The organism is Mesorhizobium sp. 131-2-1, from assembly GCF_016756535.1.
Classification (GTDB): domain Bacteria; phylum Pseudomonadota; class Alphaproteobacteria; order Rhizobiales; family Rhizobiaceae; genus Mesorhizobium.
The window spans coordinates 5,421,445-5,441,164 of the sequence record NZ_AP023247.1 but is presented as its reverse complement, the minus strand read 5'-3'; the positions used below and the strand labels follow the sequence as shown (position 1 = coordinate 5,441,164).

At 62.2% G+C, this 19,720-nt stretch carries 18 protein-coding genes; 11 read left to right on the top strand and 7 right to left on the bottom strand.

The window, feature by feature from the left end:
• On the top strand, nucleotides 1-2,265 hold the full coding sequence (locus JG743_RS26430) for a xanthine dehydrogenase family protein molybdopterin-binding subunit (RefSeq protein WP_202294275.1): 2,265 nt from the start codon (nucleotides 1-3) through the stop codon (nucleotides 2,263-2,265).
• A gap of 15 nt (nucleotides 2,266-2,280) precedes the next feature.
• Nucleotides 2,281-2,526 carry a MoaD/ThiS family protein gene (locus tag JG743_RS26425; RefSeq protein ID WP_202294272.1) on the top strand — a complete coding sequence of 82 codons (246 nt, stop codon included), beginning with the start codon at nucleotides 2,281-2,283 and terminating at the stop codon, nucleotides 2,524-2,526.
• Between the two features lie 119 nt (nucleotides 2,527-2,645).
• Here the strand turns inward: JG743_RS26425 and JG743_RS26420 are convergent, their stop codons facing one another.
• Nucleotides 2,646-3,533, bottom strand: coding sequence for a metal-dependent phosphohydrolase (locus tag JG743_RS26420; RefSeq protein WP_202294269.1), 888 nt, complete (start codon nucleotides 3,531-3,533; stop codon nucleotides 2,646-2,648).
• 365 nt (nucleotides 3,534-3,898) lie between these two features.
• Between JG743_RS26420 and JG743_RS26415 the strand changes: the two genes are divergently transcribed.
• Genes JG743_RS26415 through JG743_RS26400 form a run of 4 tightly spaced genes read left to right on the top strand, consistent with a single transcriptional unit; the run spans nucleotide 3,899 to nucleotide 8,815 of the window.
• Nucleotides 3,899-4,564: a hypothetical protein gene (locus JG743_RS26415; protein WP_202294266.1), complete on the top strand. Its 666-nt coding sequence runs from the start codon at nucleotides 3,899-3,901 to the stop codon at nucleotides 4,562-4,564.
• Nucleotides 4,565-4,571: 7 nt separating this feature from the next.
• Entirely contained in the window at nucleotides 4,572-7,232 is a 2,661-nt protein-coding gene (locus JG743_RS26410) for an OmpA family protein (RefSeq protein ID WP_202294264.1), read from the top strand.
• A 14-nt stretch (nucleotides 7,233-7,246) separates the two neighbouring features.
• Nucleotides 7,247-7,741 (top strand): Rab family GTPase, encoded by a 495-nt coding sequence (locus tag JG743_RS26405; protein ID WP_202294261.1) that lies wholly within the window; start codon nucleotides 7,247-7,249, stop codon nucleotides 7,739-7,741.
• Nucleotides 7,742-7,744: 3 nt separating this feature from the next.
• A complete protein-coding gene (locus JG743_RS26400; RefSeq protein ID WP_202294258.1) occupies nucleotides 7,745-8,815 on the top strand; it encodes an adenylate/guanylate cyclase domain-containing protein in 1,071 nt (356 codons plus the stop codon).
• A 116-nt stretch (nucleotides 8,816-8,931) separates the two neighbouring features.
• Here JG743_RS26400 and JG743_RS26395 read toward each other — a convergent pair whose 3' ends face one another.
• Both JG743_RS26395 and JG743_RS26390 read right to left on the bottom strand, forming a co-directional pair.
• Complete coding sequence (locus JG743_RS26395) at nucleotides 8,932-9,543, bottom strand: hypothetical protein (RefSeq protein ID WP_202294254.1); 612 nt, start codon at nucleotides 9,541-9,543, stop codon at nucleotides 8,932-8,934.
• A 240-nt stretch (nucleotides 9,544-9,783) separates the two neighbouring features.
• A complete protein-coding gene (locus JG743_RS26390) occupies nucleotides 9,784-10,740 on the bottom strand; it encodes an AraC family transcriptional regulator (RefSeq protein ID WP_202294251.1) in 957 nt (318 codons plus the stop codon).
• A 207-nt stretch (nucleotides 10,741-10,947) separates the two neighbouring features.
• Here JG743_RS26390 and JG743_RS26385 point away from each other — a divergent pair, with 207 nt between their 5' ends.
• Genes JG743_RS26385 through JG743_RS34790 form a run of 3 tightly spaced genes read left to right on the top strand, consistent with a single transcriptional unit; the run spans nucleotide 10,948 to nucleotide 12,685 of the window.
• Nucleotides 10,948-11,718 carry an alpha/beta fold hydrolase gene (locus JG743_RS26385; protein WP_202294248.1) on the top strand — a complete coding sequence of 257 codons (771 nt, stop codon included), beginning with the start codon at nucleotides 10,948-10,950 and terminating at the stop codon, nucleotides 11,716-11,718.
• On the top strand, nucleotides 11,715-12,428 hold the full coding sequence (locus tag JG743_RS34795) for an alpha/beta fold hydrolase (protein ID WP_446720876.1): 714 nt from the start codon (nucleotides 11,715-11,717) through the stop codon (nucleotides 12,426-12,428). Before JG743_RS26385 ends, JG743_RS34795 begins: the two co-directional genes overlap by 4 nt.
• Nucleotides 12,386-12,685 (top strand): alpha/beta fold hydrolase, encoded by a 300-nt coding sequence (locus JG743_RS34790; RefSeq protein WP_446720875.1) that lies wholly within the window; start codon nucleotides 12,386-12,388, stop codon nucleotides 12,683-12,685. Before JG743_RS34795 ends, JG743_RS34790 begins: the two co-directional genes overlap by 43 nt.
• A gap of 616 nt (nucleotides 12,686-13,301) precedes the next feature.
• Here JG743_RS34790 and JG743_RS26375 read toward each other — a convergent pair.
• From JG743_RS26375 to JG743_RS26360, 4 genes are all read right to left on the bottom strand, one after another.
• Nucleotides 13,302-13,718 (bottom strand): DOPA 4,5-dioxygenase family protein, encoded by a 417-nt coding sequence (locus tag JG743_RS26375; protein ID WP_202294245.1) that lies wholly within the window; start codon nucleotides 13,716-13,718, stop codon nucleotides 13,302-13,304.
• A gap of 96 nt (nucleotides 13,719-13,814) precedes the next feature.
• Nucleotides 13,815-14,789: a nucleoside hydrolase gene (locus JG743_RS26370; protein ID WP_202294242.1), complete on the bottom strand. Its 975-nt coding sequence runs from the start codon at nucleotides 14,787-14,789 to the stop codon at nucleotides 13,815-13,817.
• Between the two features lie 78 nt (nucleotides 14,790-14,867).
• Complete coding sequence (locus JG743_RS26365; RefSeq protein WP_202294239.1) at nucleotides 14,868-16,904, bottom strand: ABC transporter ATP-binding protein/permease; 2,037 nt, start codon at nucleotides 16,902-16,904, stop codon at nucleotides 14,868-14,870.
• Between the two features lie 154 nt (nucleotides 16,905-17,058).
• Nucleotides 17,059-18,036: a DMT family transporter gene (locus JG743_RS26360; protein WP_202294236.1), complete on the bottom strand. Its 978-nt coding sequence runs from the start codon at nucleotides 18,034-18,036 to the stop codon at nucleotides 17,059-17,061.
• A 331-nt stretch (nucleotides 18,037-18,367) separates the two neighbouring features.
• Between JG743_RS26360 and JG743_RS26355 the strand changes: the two genes are divergently transcribed.
• Nucleotides 18,368-18,724, top strand: coding sequence for a hypothetical protein (locus JG743_RS26355; RefSeq protein ID WP_202294233.1), 357 nt, complete (start codon nucleotides 18,368-18,370; stop codon nucleotides 18,722-18,724).
• A gap of 131 nt (nucleotides 18,725-18,855) precedes the next feature.
• On the top strand, nucleotides 18,856-19,710 hold the full coding sequence (locus JG743_RS26350) for an alpha-1,2-fucosyltransferase (RefSeq protein WP_202294230.1): 855 nt from the start codon (nucleotides 18,856-18,858) through the stop codon (nucleotides 19,708-19,710).
• Nucleotides 19,711-19,720 lie beyond the last annotated feature (10 nt).

Genomic DNA, 19,720 nt, shown 5'->3' with positions numbered 1-19,720 from the left:
ATGAATTTCGATCCGCGCTACTCCGGACGCAATTTCTCTTCCGTCGGCACGCGTCCCATCCGTCCCGACGGCGTCGACAAGGTGACAGGCCGCGCCCGCTACGGCGCCGACTTCAACATGGCGGGGCAACTGGTGGGCCGCGTGCTGCGCAGCCCGCACGCGCATGCGATCATCAAGAAGATCGACACCTCGAAAGCGGAAAAACTCGCCGGCGTGAAGGCGGTGATCACCGCCGCCGACCTCCCGGACCTGACCGACGGCGATGCCGCCATGTACGACATCCTCGACAACTGCATGGCGCGCACCAAGGCGCTCTATGACGGCCATGCGGTGGCCGCGGTCGCGGCGATCGACGCTCGCACCGCCCGGCAGGCGCTGAAGCTGATCGAGATCGAATACGAGGTGCTGCCGCATGTGACCGATGTCGACGAGGCGATGAAGCACTCCGCCCCGCTGATCAACGACGCCATCTTCACCGAAGGCCTCGAGGAGAAGCCGGTAAAGCCGTCCAACGTCACCAAGCGCACGCAATACGGCCATGGCGACGTCCATGCGGGTTTTGGCCAGGCCGATTTCGTCGTCGAACGCTCCTTCAAGACCGAGCAGACGCACCAGGGCTATATCGAGCCGCATGCCTGCGTGGCGAGCGTGTCGTCCGACGGCACCGCCGACCTCTGGGTCTGCACGCAGGGCCATTTCGTCTATCGCCAGCATTGCGCCCAGCTGCTCGGCATGGAAGCTTCGAAGCTGCGCGTCACCTCTTCGGAGATAGGCGGCGGTTTCGGCGGCAAGACCCATGTCTGGGCCGAGCCGGTGGCGCTCGCTCTGTCGCGCAAGGCCGGACGGCCGGTGAAGCTGGTGATGACCCGCGACGAGGTGTTCCGCGCCTCCGGCCCGACCAGCGCCACTTCGATCGACGTCAGAATAGGCGCCCGCAAGGACGGCACCATCACCGCCGCCGAGGCGACGCTGCGCTATTCGTGCGGCCCCTATGCCGGCATGTGGGCCGAGATCGGCGCCATGACGGCGTTCGCCTGCTACAAGCTCGAAAACGTCAAGACCGTCGGCTACGAGGTGCTGGTGAACCGGCCGAAGACCGCGGCCTATCGCGCGCCCTCGGCGCCGATGGCGGCCTTCGCCGTGGAAAGCGCCGTCGACGAGCTGGCCAAGGAGATCGGCATCGACCCGGTCGACTTCCGCATCAAGAATGCGGCCCAGGAGGGCACACGCTCCTCCTACGGCCCGGTCTACGGCCCGATCGGCATCGGCCCGACGCTGGAAGCGGTGAAGAACCATCCGCACATGAGGGCGCCGCTCAAGGAGAACCAGGGCAGGGGCATGGCCTGCGGCTTCTGGTTCAACTTCGGCGGCCAGACCTGCACCGACCTCAACATCGGCATGGACGGCTCGGTCTCGCTTGCCGTCGGCACGGTCGACGTCGGTGGTTCCCGCGCCTCGCTGTCGCTGGTGGCGGCGGAGGAGCTCGGCATCGACTATTCGCAGGTCAAGGCGATCGTCGCCGACACGTCGAGCCTCGGCTACAACGACATGACCGACGGCAGCCGCGGCACCTTCTCCTCCTCGATGGCGACCATCTCGGCCGCCCGCAACGCGATCAAGATCCTGCGCGAGCGCGCCGCGCAGATGTGGGACATCTCGGTCGACGACGTCGCCTGGGAAAAGGGCCATGCGGTCGCCAAGGGCGAGAAGCACGGCAATCTGGGAAAACTGTCGCTGAAGGAGATCGCGGCCGATTCCGGCAAGACCGGCGGGCCGATCGCCGGCCACAGCGAGCTGGTCGCCGACGGCGCCGGCGTCTCCTTCGCCACCCATATCTGCGACATCGAGGTCGACCCCGAGACCGGCGCCACCAGGGTCATCCGCTACACCGTGGTGCAGGACGCCGGCAAGGCAGTGCACCCGACCTATGTCGAGGGCCAGTACCAGGGCGGTGCGGCGCAAGGCATCGGCTGGGCGCTCAACGAGGAGTATATCTACGGCAAGGACGGGCGGCTGCAGAACCCCGGCTTCCTCGACTACCGCATCCCGGTCTGCTCCGACCTGCCGATGATCGACACGCAGATCCTCGAGATCCCCAACCCCAACCACCCCTACGGGGTGCGCGGCGTCGGTGAAACCTCGATCGTGCCGCCACTGGCGGCGATCGCCAATGCGGTGTCGAACGCCGCCGGCGTGCGCATGACCCACATCCCGATGTCGCCGCCGCGCATCCTGGCGGCCATCGAGGCTGAACGGGAAGGCTAGGGGAGTCCTGCGGCAATGGTCGAAGTCACCCTCTGGGGAGCGCTCGGCCAGCTTGCCGGAGGCAAGAGCAAGGTCGAGGTCGAGGCCAAGGACATCAGGGAGCTGTTCAGGAAGCTGGCTGAACAGTATCCCGGCCTCGAGCCCTGGATCGACCGCGGCATTGCTGTGGCGATCGACGGCACGATCTACCGCGATACCTGGTCGAAGGAACTGCCGGAGGGGGCGGAGATTTTCCTGCTGCCGCGGTTGGCGGGGGGGTAACCGACCACGGCATATGCAGGCCCAAGGACAATGCCTGACCGGCCGACGAGTGCTCGGGTCAGAACCTGCCCTTCTGCCGGCTTGGCACCGGCGGAAAAAAGGAAACTATCCCCCGGCTCTTAGGTCACCACCGAAAGGCTCGCCGAGGTCGGCTGCAACAAGCCGGGGAACGGCCCGATCTTGGCCGGGCGATGCCCGGCCTGGAAGAGGTTGCTGTGGAGGTTGGCGATCCATTGCTTGCCTTCCGTCGTCAGCTCCAGATAGCGGATCGCGTCGCCGATATAGGGCTCGACCTGCAGCGTGAAGAAATCGGTAAAGAGGGCGCCGAGATCGGCGGCGGTCCTGCAGCCGAGCTTTTCCACCATCCCGGTCTCAGAGAATTCGGCAAACAGCGCCGGCAGCTTGCGGTGGTAGAAGGGATCAGCGAGCTGGCCGATCAGGTCCGCGGCCCTGACCAACGCAGGCTCGGTGTTGGTGACCTGGTAGGCCGGGTCGTCCGGCACCGGAAAGCGCGTCATCTCGATCGCCTCGACGATGCGCTCCTCGTTGATGAACTTCGAGGCCGCAAAACGTTGGCGCGCATAGATCTTGGCGCGCTCGATATGATAGGGCGCAAGCACCGCGTCGGAGGCGCCGCGCGGTGGCGTATAGCGGTCGCCGGCCTCGTTGATGACGAAGCTGTCCTGGGTGTCGCCCTCGCACACGCCGTGCACCATGCCGATGTCGTGGACAAGCAGCGCGCAGGTATAGTGCAGCCAGTCATCGGGGGTCAGGGATTCCGAAAGCAGCCGTCCGCGGATGATCTGCTGGCCGGCGAGCGTAACCATCAGTGTATGCTCGATGTTGTGATAGAGCGCGTTCGAATTGCCGATGCGCTCCAGGACAAGGCGCGCCGCCCCGCCCATGTAGGCCGCATATTCCGGATTGCGATGCGAGAAATACTGGAGATAGAGTTCCGACAGATAGTCGCCGAGCCGGTCGGCCATGATGGAGATTGGATTGAGCATGACGATCGTTCCTGACCGACTTGAAGCGCTGCAAGCCGCGCCCTGCGGCGGCCACCCTAGCACGTTTTCGGCGTAGATTTTATCTTAGGACCAAGGCCCCAAGGCAGCGGCGACTACCGGATGTTGCTGCGGTCGCCATCGTCACTCGCGAGACCGTGGCCGCTGTCGGTGCTGTCTGCACCGTCGGCGCGACTGCCGTACAAGAGCGAGACCAATCGGAACTGGTGCATTTGTTACTGGTCAAAGAGACGAACCGAGGACGCACGAATCGACTTAAGGCCAACAGGATTCCGGCTTGCGGCCCGGGTATTTGTCTGACATAAATTCTCGTTTCCGAATTTCTCATTGGGCGATGGGGTGTAAGGATGGCAAAAGACTCTTCGAATACCGCTTCTTCAGCAAGTAAAGCGGACGCAAATCTGATAGGAAATGCAGAGGGCAACGGGCTGAACTTCATGGCCGCCCAGGCTCGCGATAGCGGGGCCGGCACTGACGCTCCAGGCGTTGACAAGATACGCGACCTGTTGTTCGGCAATCAGATGCAGGACTATGACCGCCGCTTCTCCAAGCTTGAAGAGCGGTTCCTGCAACGCTTCAAGGATGTCGAATCCGAAGCCAAGCGCAATCTTGAAACCTATGAGTCGAATGCGAAGAAGCAGGTTGACTCGCTGGCGACGCAGTTGCGCAACGAAAAAGATGCGCGAGCCGAGGCCGACAAGGAGATCGACCGCACCCTTCGCGATCAGAATCAGGCGCTCGAAAAGCAGGTGCGCGCGTTGTCGGATCAATTGAGCGAGCTTGAGCGCGAAATAGCGGATCGCATGAACAGAAGCGACCATTTGCTGCGCGAGGAAATCAAGCAAAAGAACGAAAGCGCTCAAATGCTGATGGAGAAGATCTTTTCTGATCTCAGCAACGTCAAGACCGACCGAAATCTTTTGGCCGGCCTGTTCGTCGAGGTCGCGAAATGTCTCAATCAGGACCCCGTCGGCAGCAAGGGCAATTCGGAGCGTGGCTGGAAAGTGAGTTGATCGGAACTTGACGTCGACCGTCGAACCAATCAGCCTTCCCCAAAAAACAGCTTCGAGCGATACCAAGATTGATCGCGAGGCTTTGGCCCGCCTGTTGGTGGAAATTGCCCGGAACGTCGATCCGGACCACCATGCGCTTTACGAAGGAATTCCAACCGCCGATCATCGGCTGGAAAAGCTTCGCCAGTTGCTCGTTGGCGGCGAAATATCGGAACTTTCACGAGTTACGCACCTGCTCGATGAACCCGAGCAGCTTGCAGCCGCAGTGGGCAACGTTCTGCCCGATGCAGCCGCGCGCGCGGCTCATGCGCAACTCGGCGATGCCCTTGCCCCGGCTGTCGAGAGGGCCGCGCAACGGTCCATCCAGAAGAACCCGCGCACGCTGACGGATATATTATACCCGGTGTTTCTGCCGGCAATTCGCAAGTCGATCGGCGAAAAGATCGACCAGACCTTTCAGTCCCTGAATGAATCTTTAAGACATATATTTACCTGGCATGGACTTAAGTGGAGATTTGAAGCTTGGAGAACTGGAGTAAGCTTCTCGGAGGTTGTTCTTAAGCATTCTCTTGTCTATCGCGTAGAGCATGTCTTTCTCATCAGCCGCAGTTCCGGGCTTCTGATCGCCCATGTAACGGCCGAAAACGCAACCAGCGAAGACCCTCAGCTGATTTCCTCGATGCTCAGCGCCATTCAGGATTTTGTGAGGGACTCGTTCAACGAGAAAGAACAAAGCGGCCTGGACACCATCCGGTTCGGCGAGCTTCGTCTCTGGTCGGAAGTTGGACCGTTTGCGACCTTGGTCGCGGTGATCCGGGGAAATCCGCCAGAGGAACTCCATGAAATAATTCGCGATGTATCGCTTCGCCTCCATGAGGAATCCTCACAGGCTTTAGAGGAGTTTGACGGCGACAGTTCGCAGTTGGCCGGCGTAGAGACGCAGTTGCAGACCTGTGTTGAACTGAAGCAGGAGGATTCAAACGAGGGATTTCCGTGGCTGGTGGTTGCTGCAGCCCTGCTGATTTTGATTCCGGCAGGCGGTTGGTTCTTCCTTTCCTGGCAATCCGGGCAGCGCTGGCAGGCCTATGTGTCGCGACTGGAGGCTCAACCGGGCATCATCGTTGCCGAACAAAAAGTGCGCGGCGGCCAATTCTATGTTGCCGGGCTGAGAGACCCGCTCGCCGCCGACCCGCAGTCGCTGTTGTCGGGAACGCAGGTCGATCCGGCTCGCGTTCATTCAAACTGGCAATTCTATCAGAGCCTTGAGCCGGAGTTCGTGCTGAAGCGGCTGACGGCGTCGTTGGCTCCGCCGAATTCAGTACGACTTTCGATCGTCAATGATCGCATCGTTGCCGAGGGCGAGGCTACTGCCACGTGGATCGACCTGGCGCGGGCCGCCGCCCAGCAACTTTCGGCAGGCGGACCGGTATTCGATATCGCCGGGGTCCGCGATGTGATGAGCCCCGAGGAACGCGAGGCGGAACGCTGGCAGGCCTATGTGTCGCGACTGGGGACCCAGCCGGGCGTCGTTGTTTCCGAACAAAAGGTGCGCGATGGCCAATTCTATATTGCCGGCCTGAGAGACCCGCTTGCCGCCGACCCGCAGTCGCTGTTGTCGGGAACGCAGCTCGATCCCGCCCGCGTTCATTCACAGTGGCAATTCTATCAGAGCCTTGAGCCGGAGTTCGTGTTGAAGCGGTTGACGGCGTCGCTGTATCCGCCGGATACAGTACGGCTTTCGATCGTCAATGACCGCATCGTTGCCGAGGGTGAGGCTCCCGACACCTGGATAGATCGGGCGCGCGCAGCGGCTCGACAGCTTTCGGCAGGCGGACCGGAGTTCGACATCTCCAAGGTTCGTGATGTAAGCCCCGATGCACGCGCGGCGGAGCATTGGCAGTATTATGTGTCGCGACTTGAGGCCCAATCGGGAATCATCGTCGCCCAACAAACGACGAGGGGCGGACATTTCTACATTTCCGGTCTGAGAGACCCGCTTGCTGCCGACCCGCAAGCTCTGCTGTCCGGAACGCAGGTTGATCCCGCCCGCGTTCATTCACAGTGGCAATTCTATCAGAGTCTTGATCCGAAGTTCGTGGTGAAGCGGCTGACGGCGTCGCTGTCCCCGCCGAAATCGGTTCGGCTTTCGATCGTCCAGGGTCGCATCGTTGTCATGGGTGAGGCTCCCGCCGGCTGGATCAGCCGGGCGCAGGCGGCCGCCGACCAACTTTCGGCGGACGGAGTGGTTCTGGATGTCTCGCAGCTGCGTGAGCTGAACCTTGCAGAACTTAATTATTTGAGAGAGGCCATCCAGACGACCGATATTTTCTTCTCTTCCGGCAAAGTTGTGCCGGGACCGGAGCAGACGCCGGTTCTCGACAGATTGGCGGATCAAATAAAGGAATTCGCCGAGAATGCCCGCAAGGCAGGCGTAACAGCGCGGTTCATGCTGACCGGCCATTCGGACACCACGGGCCGTGAGACAGCCAACGCGTCGATCAGCGCGGCCCGCGCCGAGACAGTTCGTGCGCTTCTCAACAAGCGCGGCGTCGCTCCGGAACTGCTGCTGGTCCGGGGCGCGGGCACCTTTGAGCCGGCGGTGCCTGAAAATAGTAAAACTGGGAGCTCCACCAATCGCCGGGTTTCGTTTACGGTAAACCTGGACTAGGGGCGGGGCCTAGGATGTTGCAAAAAAAGATCTGCATGTTGGGCGGGTTTGCCGTCGGAAAGACGAGTCTGGTACGCAGGTTCGTGCAAAGCATCTTTTCAGATACCTATTTGACCACGGTGGGAGTGAAGATCGACAAGAAGAGCGTCGCACTTGCGGACAAAACCGTGGATCTGATTTTGTGGGATTTGGCCGGCGAGGACGACATCGGCTCCTTCCGCGTCAGCTATGTGCGAGGTTCGACCGGGCTCGTGCTTGTCGTCGATGGAACCCGGCCAGCTACTCTTGCCGTGGCGCTCACGCTGCGCGAGCGGGTCGAGGCCGAATTCGGCGCCATGCCGTTCGTATTGCTGTTCAACAAATCCGATCTGGCTGATCGGTGGGCTATATCGGATGGTGAGATTGACGAACTGAAGCAACGTGGATGGCAAATCTATCTGACAAGCGCGCTTTCGGGCGAACATGTTGACGATGCCTTTCGTCAGCTTGCCTCGATGGTCGCAAAATAGACCATGCCCAGAGTGCCGAAAGAAGTCAGAAGCTGGATTTACGATTTCTTCTATACTGAGCGATCTGCCGCATATCTGAAAATTGACGCCCGGCAATGCGTGGCCGCGAAGGGCGGCAACATTGAACATTACGGACTCTCGTCGCTTCGCATTGGCAAGCCTGTTGCCGATCAGCTTGAATTCATGGAAGGCCTGCTGCCTTGCCCGGAGCTTCCATTCCATATGCCCATGATGGAACTGCCCGGCGGGCGTGTCGCGGACCTTCATCTCTTTGGCGAAGGCGGTTCGGTGTGGCTGGTCTTTCTCGACGCCACTCCCGAACACGACAACCAGCAGCGGCTTCAACAGAAGGCTTATGACATGACGCTCCTGCAGGAGAGGGAGCGTCAACTCAATGCGAAGCTGCAATCGACGAACGAGGCATTGAGGGAGAGCCAGGAGGGTTTGTCGCGCGAATACCGGCGCGCCGAATCCTTGCTCCTCAACATACTTCCGGCGTCGATCGCGGAGCGGCTGAAAGCGGACGAGCAAATTGCAGACAACCACGCGGAGGTCAGTGTGCTTTTTGCCGACATCGTCGGTTTTACGGAAAGAGCGCGCAGCGTCGGAGCCGCGACGACGATCGCTATCCTGAATTACTTCTTCAAGGCGGCGGATCAGCTCTCGGAACAATACGGCTGCGAAAAGATCAAGACCATCGGCGATTGTGTCATGGCGGTCGCTGGCCTGCCCGTCGCGCGATCCGATCATGCGCAAGCCCTAGTGGACTATGCGCTTGAGCTGCGGGAGGCGGCCAGGCGAGAGCGCTTCGCGGGCGAACCGCTAAGTCTCAGAATTGGAATTCACTCCGGACCGATCGTGGCGGGCGTCATAGGCAAAAGGCGGTTTGTCTATGACCTGTGGGGCGACACCGTTAATCTCGCCGCGCGCCTTCAAAAGGCCGCGGAGCCAGATGAAATCCGCATTTCGGATGCAACCCGCCAATTGCTCGGGCCGGATTTCGCTTGCGAGCCGCTCGGGGAAACGGAATTGCGTGGCACAGGTCGTGTGCGAATGTGGCGGCTCCCTGCCTGATTTGCCGCTTGGCGATGCCGACCCTGGAGCGCATTGCACCTCAAGCTAGTCAAACATCGTCGTTTCGAGTGTCCGCTGCGGTGCGCGAAGCAGTCGACCACCGAGTTTTTACGTCCCTACAGGCCCGCAAGGGCCTGAGCAGTCAGCAGCCGAGCTACCAAGCGGTACTGCTCTACGACGAAATCATCATTGGTGAACCATTCGGCATAGGGTGCCACGCGAACTCCCTTCGCTTCTGAATCCTTGATTTGGCTGGCGCCTGCGAACATCAACCGTTTACCGTCCGATGAACGAACCATCTCAGCGCTGACGGTCATTGCAATCCCTCGCCCATCGCCAATTGGTACGCTCAATGCGTGGTACACGTTGATCTTCAGCGTGGCGGAGGCGCCTGATGCCGCGTCTGTCAGGCGATATCCCTTGGCAATGAGGTCTTCCTTCGCCTGACTCTCGATGAGCTCGCGGAGGTTGGTGCGCGTATCCACGACCTCTTGAAGACGGGAAGTAGCCTCTGCCACCGTGGCGGGCACTTTCCCGGAACTTTCATTTGCCTCACTTAGATTTGGCGCAAAGACAGTGGCTTTTGATAACTGCACAGGCTCCACGTAGACGAGGCCTATGGAGGCCTTGCTCTGCGGATCGATGGAGGACGTGGTGCAAGCGGTAAGAGCGACAGCGACAAAGGCAATAAGACTGCGGCGAAGCAATGGAATCTCCAAATTTTTCAATGTCGATTCGCCATACTACGGAACGGGTTATTCGGGGAGTACCGCACACGTTGCGACAAGCTGTTGGGGTAGCGCGGACTACGATCCGACCGACGTCAGAACAGCGAACCTCAGCGATAAGGTTGATGCCTTGATTCAGCGGCCCTCGGCGAATGCTTGCGCTTGGGTTCCTTCAGTCTGCTTCCGCCGGTGACGCCCTGCGCCCATAGCCAGACCTTCCAGAAGCCAGCTCTATCGAGGTCAGTCGGCGACTTCTGCTTCCAGAACGGCCCCTCGGCCACCGTCAGACCGGCGAACTGCTCGATAACGGCCAGGCGATAGGCCATGATGTCTATGGAATAGCTTCGAAAACGCGGCCGCGGTCTCGTAGCCGACACGGGTCGCAATCCGTGCAATCCCCTCGTCGCTTGTTTCGAGCAGAAACGCAGCCTCCGACATCCGGCGCGCGATCAAATAGCGGTACATGGACTGGCCGACGAGGTTGGTGAAGCGAGCTGAAAACGCCGATCGACCGAGCCCCACGCGCTGCCCTAGGTCGCCAAGGGTCCAGGGTTGATCCGGTCGTTCGTGGATCAACTGAAGCGCCGGTCCTATGTGCGGGTCCGCCATCGCCCCCAGCCAACCGCCTTCTCCGGAACGGAGAGACTTGATCCAGCTTCGCAACACCTCAACGAAGAGCACTTCTGTCAGTCGAGAGAGTGCGACGCCTTGGCCGGGGCGCGCAAGCGCCGACTCGCTCACCATGCGTTGCAGGATAGCCTCGAGCCATCCGCCGTCTTCCGTCGGCTTCAAGAGAAGCAGGGGCGGAAGTAACTCTAACACGCTGCCGCGCGAGGGCCGCTCCACAGTGAAATTGCCACAGATCATCGTCGAGAGCGGCTGCGCGTTGCCTCCATGACGAACGACGCCAAGACGTCCGGGCAGTCGATCGAGGTCCGGGATCGGTAACGGCTTCGTCCGGCGATCCGAATAAATCAAGTGAGGCTCGCCGCGTGTGATGACGACAAAGTCGCCCGCGGTCATGTGGAGTTCTCGTCCCTCGTCGAGCGCGAGCGTGGCTGAGCCACGGCTGAGATAATGGAACAGGGCGTAGGGGCGCGCTGGCAATGCCAGATTCCATGGATGGCCGAGCTCGAAGTGGAAGAGCAGAGTCCCACCGAGACGGACGCGATCGAGCACTTGGGCGAGGATGTCCATCCTCCCAATGTTAATACGACGGACGGTCAGACACAATATTCGGACGATTGAGGCCTAACGTCCAAGTGCTCCACGTACTAACTGATCTCAAGTCGAGCCAACGGGTCGCGCGGCAAACCATCACGCAAACGGCAGATGGGAGAACCGCGACTTTTTGCCGACACGCCTGCGGACCCGCGTCGTCCGTCATCTCAACAGGAGCAATGAATGCGAAATCTTCTACTCTCAGTCGCCGCTGTCCTCATGGCCGGAGCAACAGTTGCCGCCCCCGCCCAATCAGCTCAACTGCCCAAGGGGGCGGCTCACAACATCGTGCTCGTCCATGGCGCATTGGTCGACCAGACGAGTTGGAAGCCGGTTGCCGATATCCTCACGAAGAAGGGCTACAACGTAACGCTCGTCGAAAACCCGCTCACCTCCCTCGCAGCCGACGTCGATGCCACCAAACAGGCGCTTGCGAAGCAGAGCGGCAAGACCGTTCTCGTTGGCCACTCTTGGGGCGGTGTGGTCATCACGCAGGCAGGTGACGATCCAAACGTCTCGGCGCTCGTCTACGTCTCCGCATTCGCGCCCGACGTGGGAGAATCTCTGGCGATCCTGGCCAAGAGCGGTCCGGCAACCGAAGGCGCCGTGGCGATTCATCCCGACGAAAAGGGTAACCTCTACATCGATCCCAAAGTGTTTCCTTCGGCTGTCGCGGCTGACCTTCCTCCGGAGATCGCCGAATCCTTGGCAAACCATCAGCTCCCGTTGAACCACACGGCGTTCGAGGCTCCCGTCGACGAGGCAGCTTGGCACGATAAGCCGACGTTCTATGTGATCAGCACGAAGGACAAGGTCATCGCACCCGAGGTCCAGAAGATATTCGCCAACAGGATGAAGGCCCAGACGACGGAGGTCGCCGGCAGCCATGCCTCCCTCGTCGTCCACGCGAAGGAAGTCGCCGCAGTGATTGAAAAGGCCGCACTCGAGAAGTGACGATACCGCTCCCGGCACTTTCGTGCCGGGAGCACCACGCGTGCTCGGCGGACTACGGAACGCCTGCTCCCACTCGACTATTTTATGCCCAGCATCCGGAGGATGACGTGACTGAATTCGACACCGCGAACCAGGAAGCCGCCACGCTGGAAACGGCGCCCACCCGCTACATCGAAGGCAGCGGAATCCGCTTCGCCTATCGCCGCCTCGGCCCATCGACCGGAACGGCGCTAGTCCTCTTGCAGCATTTCTCGGGCAACATCGATGCGTGGGACCCTGCCGTCGTGAATGCCCTGGCCGCCGATCGACCGGTGATCGCTTTCGATAACGCCGGGGTCGGCCGCTCGACAGGCCAAACGCCCGACAATGTCGCGGCGATGGCCCGAGACGCGGTCGCGTTTATTAAACTGCTCGGCCTCTCCGAAGTCGACCTTCTTGGCTTTTCGCTCGGCGGCTGCGTCGCCCAGCAGATCGCTGCCGAGCACGGACGGCTGGTCCGCAGCTCATCCTCGTCGGCACGGCTCCGAGAGGCGGAGAGGAGCATCTGTTGGCGGTTCTCCAGGACGCGTTTTCCCAAACCGACGCGCCGGACCTCCGCCTGCCGCTATTCTTCACGAAGTCGTCCGCCAGCCAGTCGGCCGGCCTGGCGTTCCTCGAGCGGGCGAAGGTGCGCACGGAAGATCGGGATACCGATAATGGCGGCGCGGTGACTGATCCGCAGGCCAAGGCGCTTATTACCTGGTGCGCCACACCTGATCCCGAGCACGCCATTCTGCGCGCCATCCGCCAGCCCGCCCTTGTGGTCAGCGGCAGCCACGACACCATGCTGCCGGCGGACAACGCCTACGCAATGTTCAAGGCTCTAAGGAACGCCCAGCTGATCCTCTATCCCGATTCCGGCCACGGCGCTCTGTTTCAGTATGACGAATTGTTCGTAAGCCATGTCCGTACCTTTCAGGAAGCGTAATCGGCGGTCGCATAGTCCCGGCGCGATCGGTTGCACCTTTAGGCAAAGGGAGCTGTCCGCATGCCGCAAGTCCTGCGGCGCCGATTCATCGGCGCGACGAGCCATTCCGGCCATCGGCGATGCGGGCTCTTCGGTTGCTCGCGACAACTATCGCCGGCGTCCACCCAAGGTCGCGCCATGCGATCCAAAGCAAAACGGCTTGACCGGCGAGGCCGACGACAATCGAAGTAACAGCTATTCCCGTGATGATATCGGAATCCATGTTTGCGAGCCCCCGCTTCGCTCAATTTACGAGCGTGAAGTATTGGCCTGACTCGCGCGTGAGTCGATGGCCAGCATCTATCTCAAATGGACTAAGCCGAAAGGGGTATACTGAGACCGAAGAAGCATTTTAAAAAAATTCCAGAAAGCGCAGCGGTTTCGATCTGAATTGCGTCAAGGCAAATGCTCGAAGCGGGTCGGCGATTCCGCCAAAAAGCTGCGAGGCTGCAGCCAAAGCAGCAGCGCGTGCTGCGTCTTAACGATGCGACGTCGCCAGCCTAAGCGCCAAAGCCAACGAACATGAGCCCGGCGATCTTGTTCAACCAGACCTGCCCTCTGTCGGACTGACGCCGCCCTAAGCCCCCAGCGTCGGCTCCGTATTCACCTCCAGCGCTTCTTCCGCCTCATCCTCCTCGCCGAGGATTTCCCCCTTCACCGCCAGCGCCCGCCCGATCCAGACCGGGTCGATCAGATGGTCGCGCTTGGGGTTGGTGGTGTTGGGGTGGATGAGGATGCTTAAGCCCCCGTGGTTCAGCATCAGCCATGGCACCAGCGTGGCGAAAATCTCGTTGGCGAACGAGACCTGGTACATCGCCTGCTGGTGCGGGCCGACCGCCTCGTCGCGCCAGTTGCCGAGACGCACGCGGAAACGTTCGCCGATGCGCAGGCGCAGCCATTCGGCGTGCTGCCGCTCGGCCGGCCCGTCATGGTAGATATGGGCGTGATAGCTGGCGATCTCCGCGATCGGCCTTGGACTGGCGTTTTCGTTCATCTCGATGCTCCCCTTCGATGATTGCAGCGCCGCTTCGATGTAAAGCAATTCCGGACGCAAAACCGCTTCGCACTTTTCCCGGAATTGCCAGGCGGCTCACGCCTTTTGCCCGGCGAGGCGCTCGAGCGCATCGACGATCAGGTTGCAGAATTTCGGATGGTCGAGCTGCATCGCCACGGTGTGGCGGAAGTCGACCTGCTCGCTCGCCGTGCCGCCGAAATGGTGCATGCCACCCATCTTCTCGAAATTGCAGACCGTCATGCCCTTGGTCCACCGGCCGGCAATCTCGACGCGGATATCGGCCTTCTCGGTGGTGAAGACACTTCCGTCGATCATGGCCGCAACGCAGCATGCGTCATGCACAGCAGGATACGCGATCTGCAGGAGGCCGCCATGCGTGGTCGCTATGAACTCCCAGATATCGAGGATGAACCTGGCGATCGGGCCGCCGACGGCGCGCACCCTGTCCTGCAGGTCCGGGGTGGCCTGCGCCTGGTGCGTCAGGTCGAGCCCCACCATGGTGACGTCCCAATCGGCCCGGAACACCACGTCGGCGGCTTCCGGGTCGGCATAGACGTTGAACTCCGCCGCGGGCGTGATGTTGCCGCGCGTGTAGCTGCCGCCCATCGCGACGACCCGCTTCACCCGCTCGACGATGCGCGGTTCCTTGCGGATGGCGAGCGCGATGTTGGTGTAGGGACCGACCGGCACGAGGGTGACGGTTTTCGGCTCATGCGCCATGACCGTGTCGATGATGAAGTCGACGGCATGGCGCTTGTCGAGGTCGAACGAGGCCGGCGGCAGTACGGGGCCGTCGAGCCCGGTTTCGCCGTGGATCTCGACAGCCAGCACCTGATCGATGATGAGCGGGCCGGGAGAGCCCTTCGCGACCGGCACCTTGATGCCGTAGGCCGTGCAGACCGAAAGCGCATTGCGCGTGGTGTTCTCGACATTGTGGTTGCCCGAAACCGTCGTGATGCCGAGAAGGTCGATGTTCGGGTTGCCGGCCGCAAGCAGGATGGCGATCGCGTCATCGTGGCCCGGATCGCAATCCAGGATGATCTTTTCCATGGGTGGCGTCCTCCCTGTCGGCCGGGCCCGCGGCGATTACAGACTGGGGCGTCGGGCGACGTCAAGGTGGCCATCCGGTCACCCAACCGTCCCGCCCCGCGTGCCACTCCCCCACAGCGCCCGTGCCACCAGGCTCCGTTTGCCCTTGCGCGGGACGAGCTCGATGTCACTGACCAGTTTCGCGCCGCCCTTGCGGCGCTCCAGGGTGATCTTGCGGCTATGAAAAGCTTCCAGCTCGGCGCGGTGCGCCACGCTGATGATGGTGATCTTCGGCAGTTCGTGGATGATGGTCTGCATCATCCTGTCCTGGCTCTTCTCGTCGAGCGCCGACGTCGCCTCGTCCAGCACGATGATATCGGGCGTGTGCAGCAGCAGGCGCGCGAAGGCGAGGCGCTGCTTTTCGCCGCCCGACAGCGTCTGGTCCCACGGCGCATCTTCCTCGATCCTGGCGGTGAGATAGGCGAGGCCGACCTTGTCGAGGGCGGCGTTGATCTCCTCGATCGTCCAGTTGTCTGCGGGAGCGGGATAGGCGACGGCGCGGCGCAGCGTGCCGAAGGGGATGTAGGGGCGCTGCGGCAGCATGAACAGCCGCCTGTCGGCGTGGAAATTGACGCTGCCGCCGCCCCATGGCCAGAGGCCGGCGACGGCGCGCACCAGCGTCGACTTGCCCGAGCCGGATTCGCCGGCCACCAACACCCGCTCGCCCGGCTCGATCGCGACCTCGGTCTCCTTGACCACGGAGGTGCCGTCGTCGAGCGTCACCGAGAGATTGTCGAGGCTGAGCATGGCGCCGTCTCCGGTCTCGCCGCGCTGGATGCGGCCGAAGGTGTCGCTCTGTTCGGCGCGCTCCAGCCCGTCGAGCGACATCATCAGCGAGGCGACGCGGCGCGCGCAGGCGTTCCAGTCGGCAAGACGCGGGTAGTTGTCGACCAGCCAGCCGAACGCGCCTTGCACGATGCCGAAGGCGGACGCCGCCTGCATCACCTCGCCAAGCGACATGTTGCCTTCGAGGAATTTCGGCGCGCACAGCAGGATCGGCACCACCGGCGCAAACAGGCTCGACCCCTGCGACACCAGCGCGGTGCGCATGTGCTGGCCGGTCAGCAGCGCCCATTGCTTCAGCACATGGCCGAAATTCTTGTCGATGCCGCTGCGCTCCTCGTCCTCGCCGCCGAGCAGCGCAATGCTCTCGCCGTTCTCGCGCACCCGCGTCAGCGTGTAGCGCAGTTCGGCCTCCGCCTGGTTCTTCCGCTCGGAGAGCTGGACGAAGTTGCGGCCGATGACCACCATCGAGGTCGAGGTGATCGCGGCATAGATGACAGCGGCGATGACCAGGAAGCCGGGAATGGTGATGGTCTCGCCGCCGATCGGCAAGGTGAGCGCGCCGCCGATCGTCCACAGCACGACGATGAAGGTCGAGGCGGCCAGAAATGCCACCAGGACGCCTGAGATGAAATCGACCGGCGAATCGGTGGCGATGCGCAGATCCTCGGTCATGCGGGCCTCGGGGTTCTGGTGGTCGCCGCTGACGAGGTTGAGCTGATAGTAGCGGCCGTTGGCCAGCCAGCGCGAGATGACCGCCGTGGTCAGCCAGGAACGCCACCGGCGCTGGATCGTCATGCGCAGGTAGACCTGCGCGACGACCAGGCTTCCGTTGGCGAACACGAGCGGCAGGAACACGGCGCTGAGCAGATAGACGGTGTGGGCGTCGCGCTGCTCGAGGGCGTCGAAGATCGAGCGGTTCCAGACATTGATGCCGTACTGGACGCCGACATTGATGCAGATCAGGATCAACAGCCCGATCGTGAACGGCCAGGCGAGCCTGTCGCCGCGCCGGCTCCAATAGCCGCGGGCACTGATCCAGAAGCGCGTCAGCAGGTATTTCCTGCGCGCCTGCTCGGCCTCTTCGGGCGTCAGCCCCGGATCGGGCTCGACCGCCTCCGGCGGCGGCGCGGCCTCGCCGTTGACCTCGGGCGCGGCCTTGGCAGCCAAGGCTTCTTCCTCGCCCGACGCCTTTGGGCGTGGCTTCTTTTCGCCCTGTTTGTCCGGGCGTGGCTTCCGGGGCCGACGTTTGGCGTCGTCGGCCGGCTTCGGCCTCGCGTGAACTTCTGACATCAGCCGACAACGGCTTACAAATCAGAAGGTTTCATGATGTCCGGTTTGCACCAACCGAATGTCCTGAACGGCCACTCCCCGCTGCTCAGGTGAAATCCTGCACAACCCGGGGGCTCGGCCATGTGTTCCGCACGATTCCGGTCGGAAAACCGCTTCAGGCTTTTCCCGGAATTGGCTTCACCACGGTGGCGAGCACGATGCCGGCGACGATGAAGGCAGCACCGACCAGGTCGTAGTCATGCAGGCTCTCGCCGAGCAGCAGATAGGCCAGTATCGCCACGAACACCGTCTGCAGGTAGAGCAGCATGCTCGCACGGCTGGCGCCGAGCGTTTCCACGCTTCGGTTGTAGAGATAATACATCAGGGCGCCGCCCGGACCCGCCAGATAGGCGAGCGCCAGCAGGCCGTTGAAGGTCATGGCCGAGCGTTCGTCGTTGAACAGTTCCCACAGATGGAAGGGCAGGGCGACCAGCGCGCCGGCGCCGAGCAGCAGCACGACCAGCGGCAGCAGCTCGAGGCCGAATTTGGAACGGCGCAGCAGCACAGTGTAGAGCCCCCAGCAGAACGCGCTGCCGACGATCCACAATTCGCCGGGATTGAACCGGAGCTGAAGCAGCGCCGTCAGGTTGCCGTGCGCGACGATGACCATCATCCCGGCAAGCGCCGCCAGCGCGCCGAGCGACTTCCAGAGCCCGAGCGGCTCGCCGAGCACGAAACGGGCGAGCACCATCGTCATCACCGGCGACAGCGCCATGATGATGCCGGCCGTGGTGGCGTCGGTGTCGTTGAGGCCGTGGTAGATCATGCCCTGGCAGAGCGTCAGGCCGATCGCGCCGACGGCGACGATCTCGACGGCGCGGGATTTGAGCAGCGCTATCATCGCGCCGTGATGGCGATGCACGATCGGCACAAGGATGGCGCAGGCGAGCGTAAGCCGCCAGAAGCAGAGGCCCCAGGGCGGCATTTCCGGGGCCACCCATTTGGCCGCGATGTAGACGCCGGCCGAAAGCAGCCAGCAGAGCACGGCGGCCGGATAGCCGGTCAAGGATGAAGTCGGGAAGGATCCGGCCGGGGAGGATACCGGCTCGACGGCGGGCCGGTCTCCTGGATGGGATATCGGTATTGCCTGCATGCCATGACCCCCCGTTCAAGAAACGTCAGCCCAAGCGGGCAATATATCACTGCCTTCGAATGTTACATCTGACAAGAACAGTCATGCATACGAAGCGCAATCTTCAGCCGACACCGCTTGAAGGCGCGTCCGAGGCGTGCCTGCCGGCAATGAGCGCCGAGCCCGGTCACGATGGCGCTTTGGCCTTGCCGGCCCGCCTTATCTCAGCCGCAAGTTCTGAGCCGGGCGATCGACGACGATGACCCTGTTTCCCGCTGCCTTGTCCGACCCGATGGCTTGTCGAAGCAAGCGTTCTGTGGTTTCTCCGCGATGCTTTAGGAAAGGCTTGTGGATGAGAATTGTAGTGCTTGTCGCGCTGGCGGCGACTTTGGCCGGGTGCGTGACTTCTCCGGTCGACTATGAAACGTCGCTTTCGCAGCAGGACCCGAAATGGGCGTCGCCGGAATGCCAGAAGGCCCGCATGGATGCCTCGAACTACGTCGCTCGCGAAAAGGAGCACCCCGGCTGGGGCTTCAGCGTCCTGCTCGGCCCCTACAGTATGGGGCTCGTCGCGGCCATCAAGGAGCACGAGCAGAAGCAGCGAAAGCTGTTCGCCCGCGAGGTGCACCTGAACTGCTCGAGCCTGCCGCTGCCGAAGAACCTGGAGAGCGATCCCCGGGACGCGATCGCGGTTCAGAAATATCCCTAGGCTGCACCAGGCCCCGATACGCGACAACAGGCACGGCTTGCGTATCGGACGATCCTCACGCGATTATTCCGGCGAACAATGCCGGGTCGCGGTCGACGGGCTCGATCCGGTGCCGGCCTCATGAGGGTTCGATGCGGCGTGTACCGATCGTCATGCGGCCGCTTGGCGGCATGGGAAACAGGATGTTCCAGTACATGTTCAGCCATGTGCTGGCCAGGCGCATTCCCGGCGGCTATGTCTGCAACGCCCACCTGCCGGAATGGTCCATCGCCAGGCTGCGGCCGCCTCTCCTGTGGCGATACCGGGCGCTTCGCGTCGAAGGCTATCATCGCTACGACCTCGACGCGATCGCTGCCGCGTTCAGCGAGAAACGCGCGCGGAGCATCCTGTTCAAGGGCTTCGCGCAGAGGTTGGGCTATTACGACCGGGCGGAGGTCTCCAGGTTTTTCGACGGGCGTGCGGTCGAGGCGCCGACCTATGGCGACGAATTCCTCGTCATCCATGTGCGCGCCGGCGATATCCTCGACGGCTCCCACCGAAACTACTGCCCGATGCCGTTCGCCTTCTATGACACCCTCATCCGGGACAGCGGCCGCAAGCCGGTCTTCGTCGGGCAGGTCCATGACGACAACGACTATTGCCGGCGCCTGCGCCAGCGCTTTCCCGATGCCGCCTTCGCGCCGAAGGCATCGCCATTGACCGATTTCGAGACGCTGCGCCGGGCAAGCCATCTCGTCGCGTCGGTCGGCAGCTTTTCCTGGCTGGCCTGCTGGCTGTCGTCGGCGCGCACCATCCACATGCCGGTGGCCGGCATCTTCGACCCTGCAATCAGGCCGGATGTCGACCTGCTTCCGCCTGGCGACGCACGCTACCGCTTCCATCAGTTGGACATCGGCGACTGGACGGCGTCCGCCGAGCAGCTCGCGGCCTTCTATGGCGATGCCATCGCGTTTCGGCAGGTCGAACTCCGGCAAATAGCGCAATGAAAGAGTTGCG

What these genes read in the sequence shown, in the direction of transcription:
- JG743_RS26385 (WP_202294248.1), top strand. Translation starts at nt 10,948, where the DNA reads ATGCGAAATCTTCTACTCTCAGTCGCCGCTGTCCTCATGGCCGGAGCA.
- JG743_RS26370 (WP_202294242.1), bottom strand. Translation starts at nt 14,789, where the DNA reads ATGGAAAAGATCATCCTGGATTGCGATCCGGGCCACGATGACGCGATC.
- JG743_RS26420 (WP_202294269.1), bottom strand. Translation starts at nt 3,533, where the DNA reads ATGCTCAATCCAATCTCCATCATGGCCGACCGGCTCGGCGACTATCTG.
- JG743_RS26360 (WP_202294236.1), bottom strand. Translation starts at nt 18,036, where the DNA reads ATGCAGGCAATACCGATATCCCATCCAGGAGACCGGCCCGCCGTCGAG.
- JG743_RS26430 (WP_202294275.1), top strand. Translation starts at nt 1, where the DNA reads ATGAATTTCGATCCGCGCTACTCCGGACGCAATTTCTCTTCCGTCGGC.
- JG743_RS26365 (WP_202294239.1), bottom strand. Translation starts at nt 16,904, where the DNA reads ATGTCAGAAGTTCACGCGAGGCCGAAGCCGGCCGACGACGCCAAACGT.
- JG743_RS26355 (WP_202294233.1), top strand. Translation starts at nt 18,368, where the DNA reads ATGAGAATTGTAGTGCTTGTCGCGCTGGCGGCGACTTTGGCCGGGTGC.
- JG743_RS26350 (WP_202294230.1), top strand. Translation starts at nt 18,856, where the DNA reads ATGCGGCGTGTACCGATCGTCATGCGGCCGCTTGGCGGCATGGGAAAC.
- JG743_RS26425 (WP_202294272.1), top strand. Translation starts at nt 2,281, where the DNA reads ATGGTCGAAGTCACCCTCTGGGGAGCGCTCGGCCAGCTTGCCGGAGGC.
- JG743_RS26390 (WP_202294251.1), bottom strand. Translation starts at nt 10,740, where the DNA reads ATGGACATCCTCGCCCAAGTGCTCGATCGCGTCCGTCTCGGTGGGACT.
- JG743_RS26405 (WP_202294261.1), top strand. Translation starts at nt 7,247, where the DNA reads ATGTTGCAAAAAAAGATCTGCATGTTGGGCGGGTTTGCCGTCGGAAAG.
- JG743_RS26415 (WP_202294266.1), top strand. Translation starts at nt 3,899, where the DNA reads ATGGCAAAAGACTCTTCGAATACCGCTTCTTCAGCAAGTAAAGCGGAC.
- JG743_RS26400 (WP_202294258.1), top strand. Translation starts at nt 7,745, where the DNA reads ATGCCCAGAGTGCCGAAAGAAGTCAGAAGCTGGATTTACGATTTCTTC.
- JG743_RS26375 (WP_202294245.1), bottom strand. Translation starts at nt 13,718, where the DNA reads ATGAACGAAAACGCCAGTCCAAGGCCGATCGCGGAGATCGCCAGCTAT.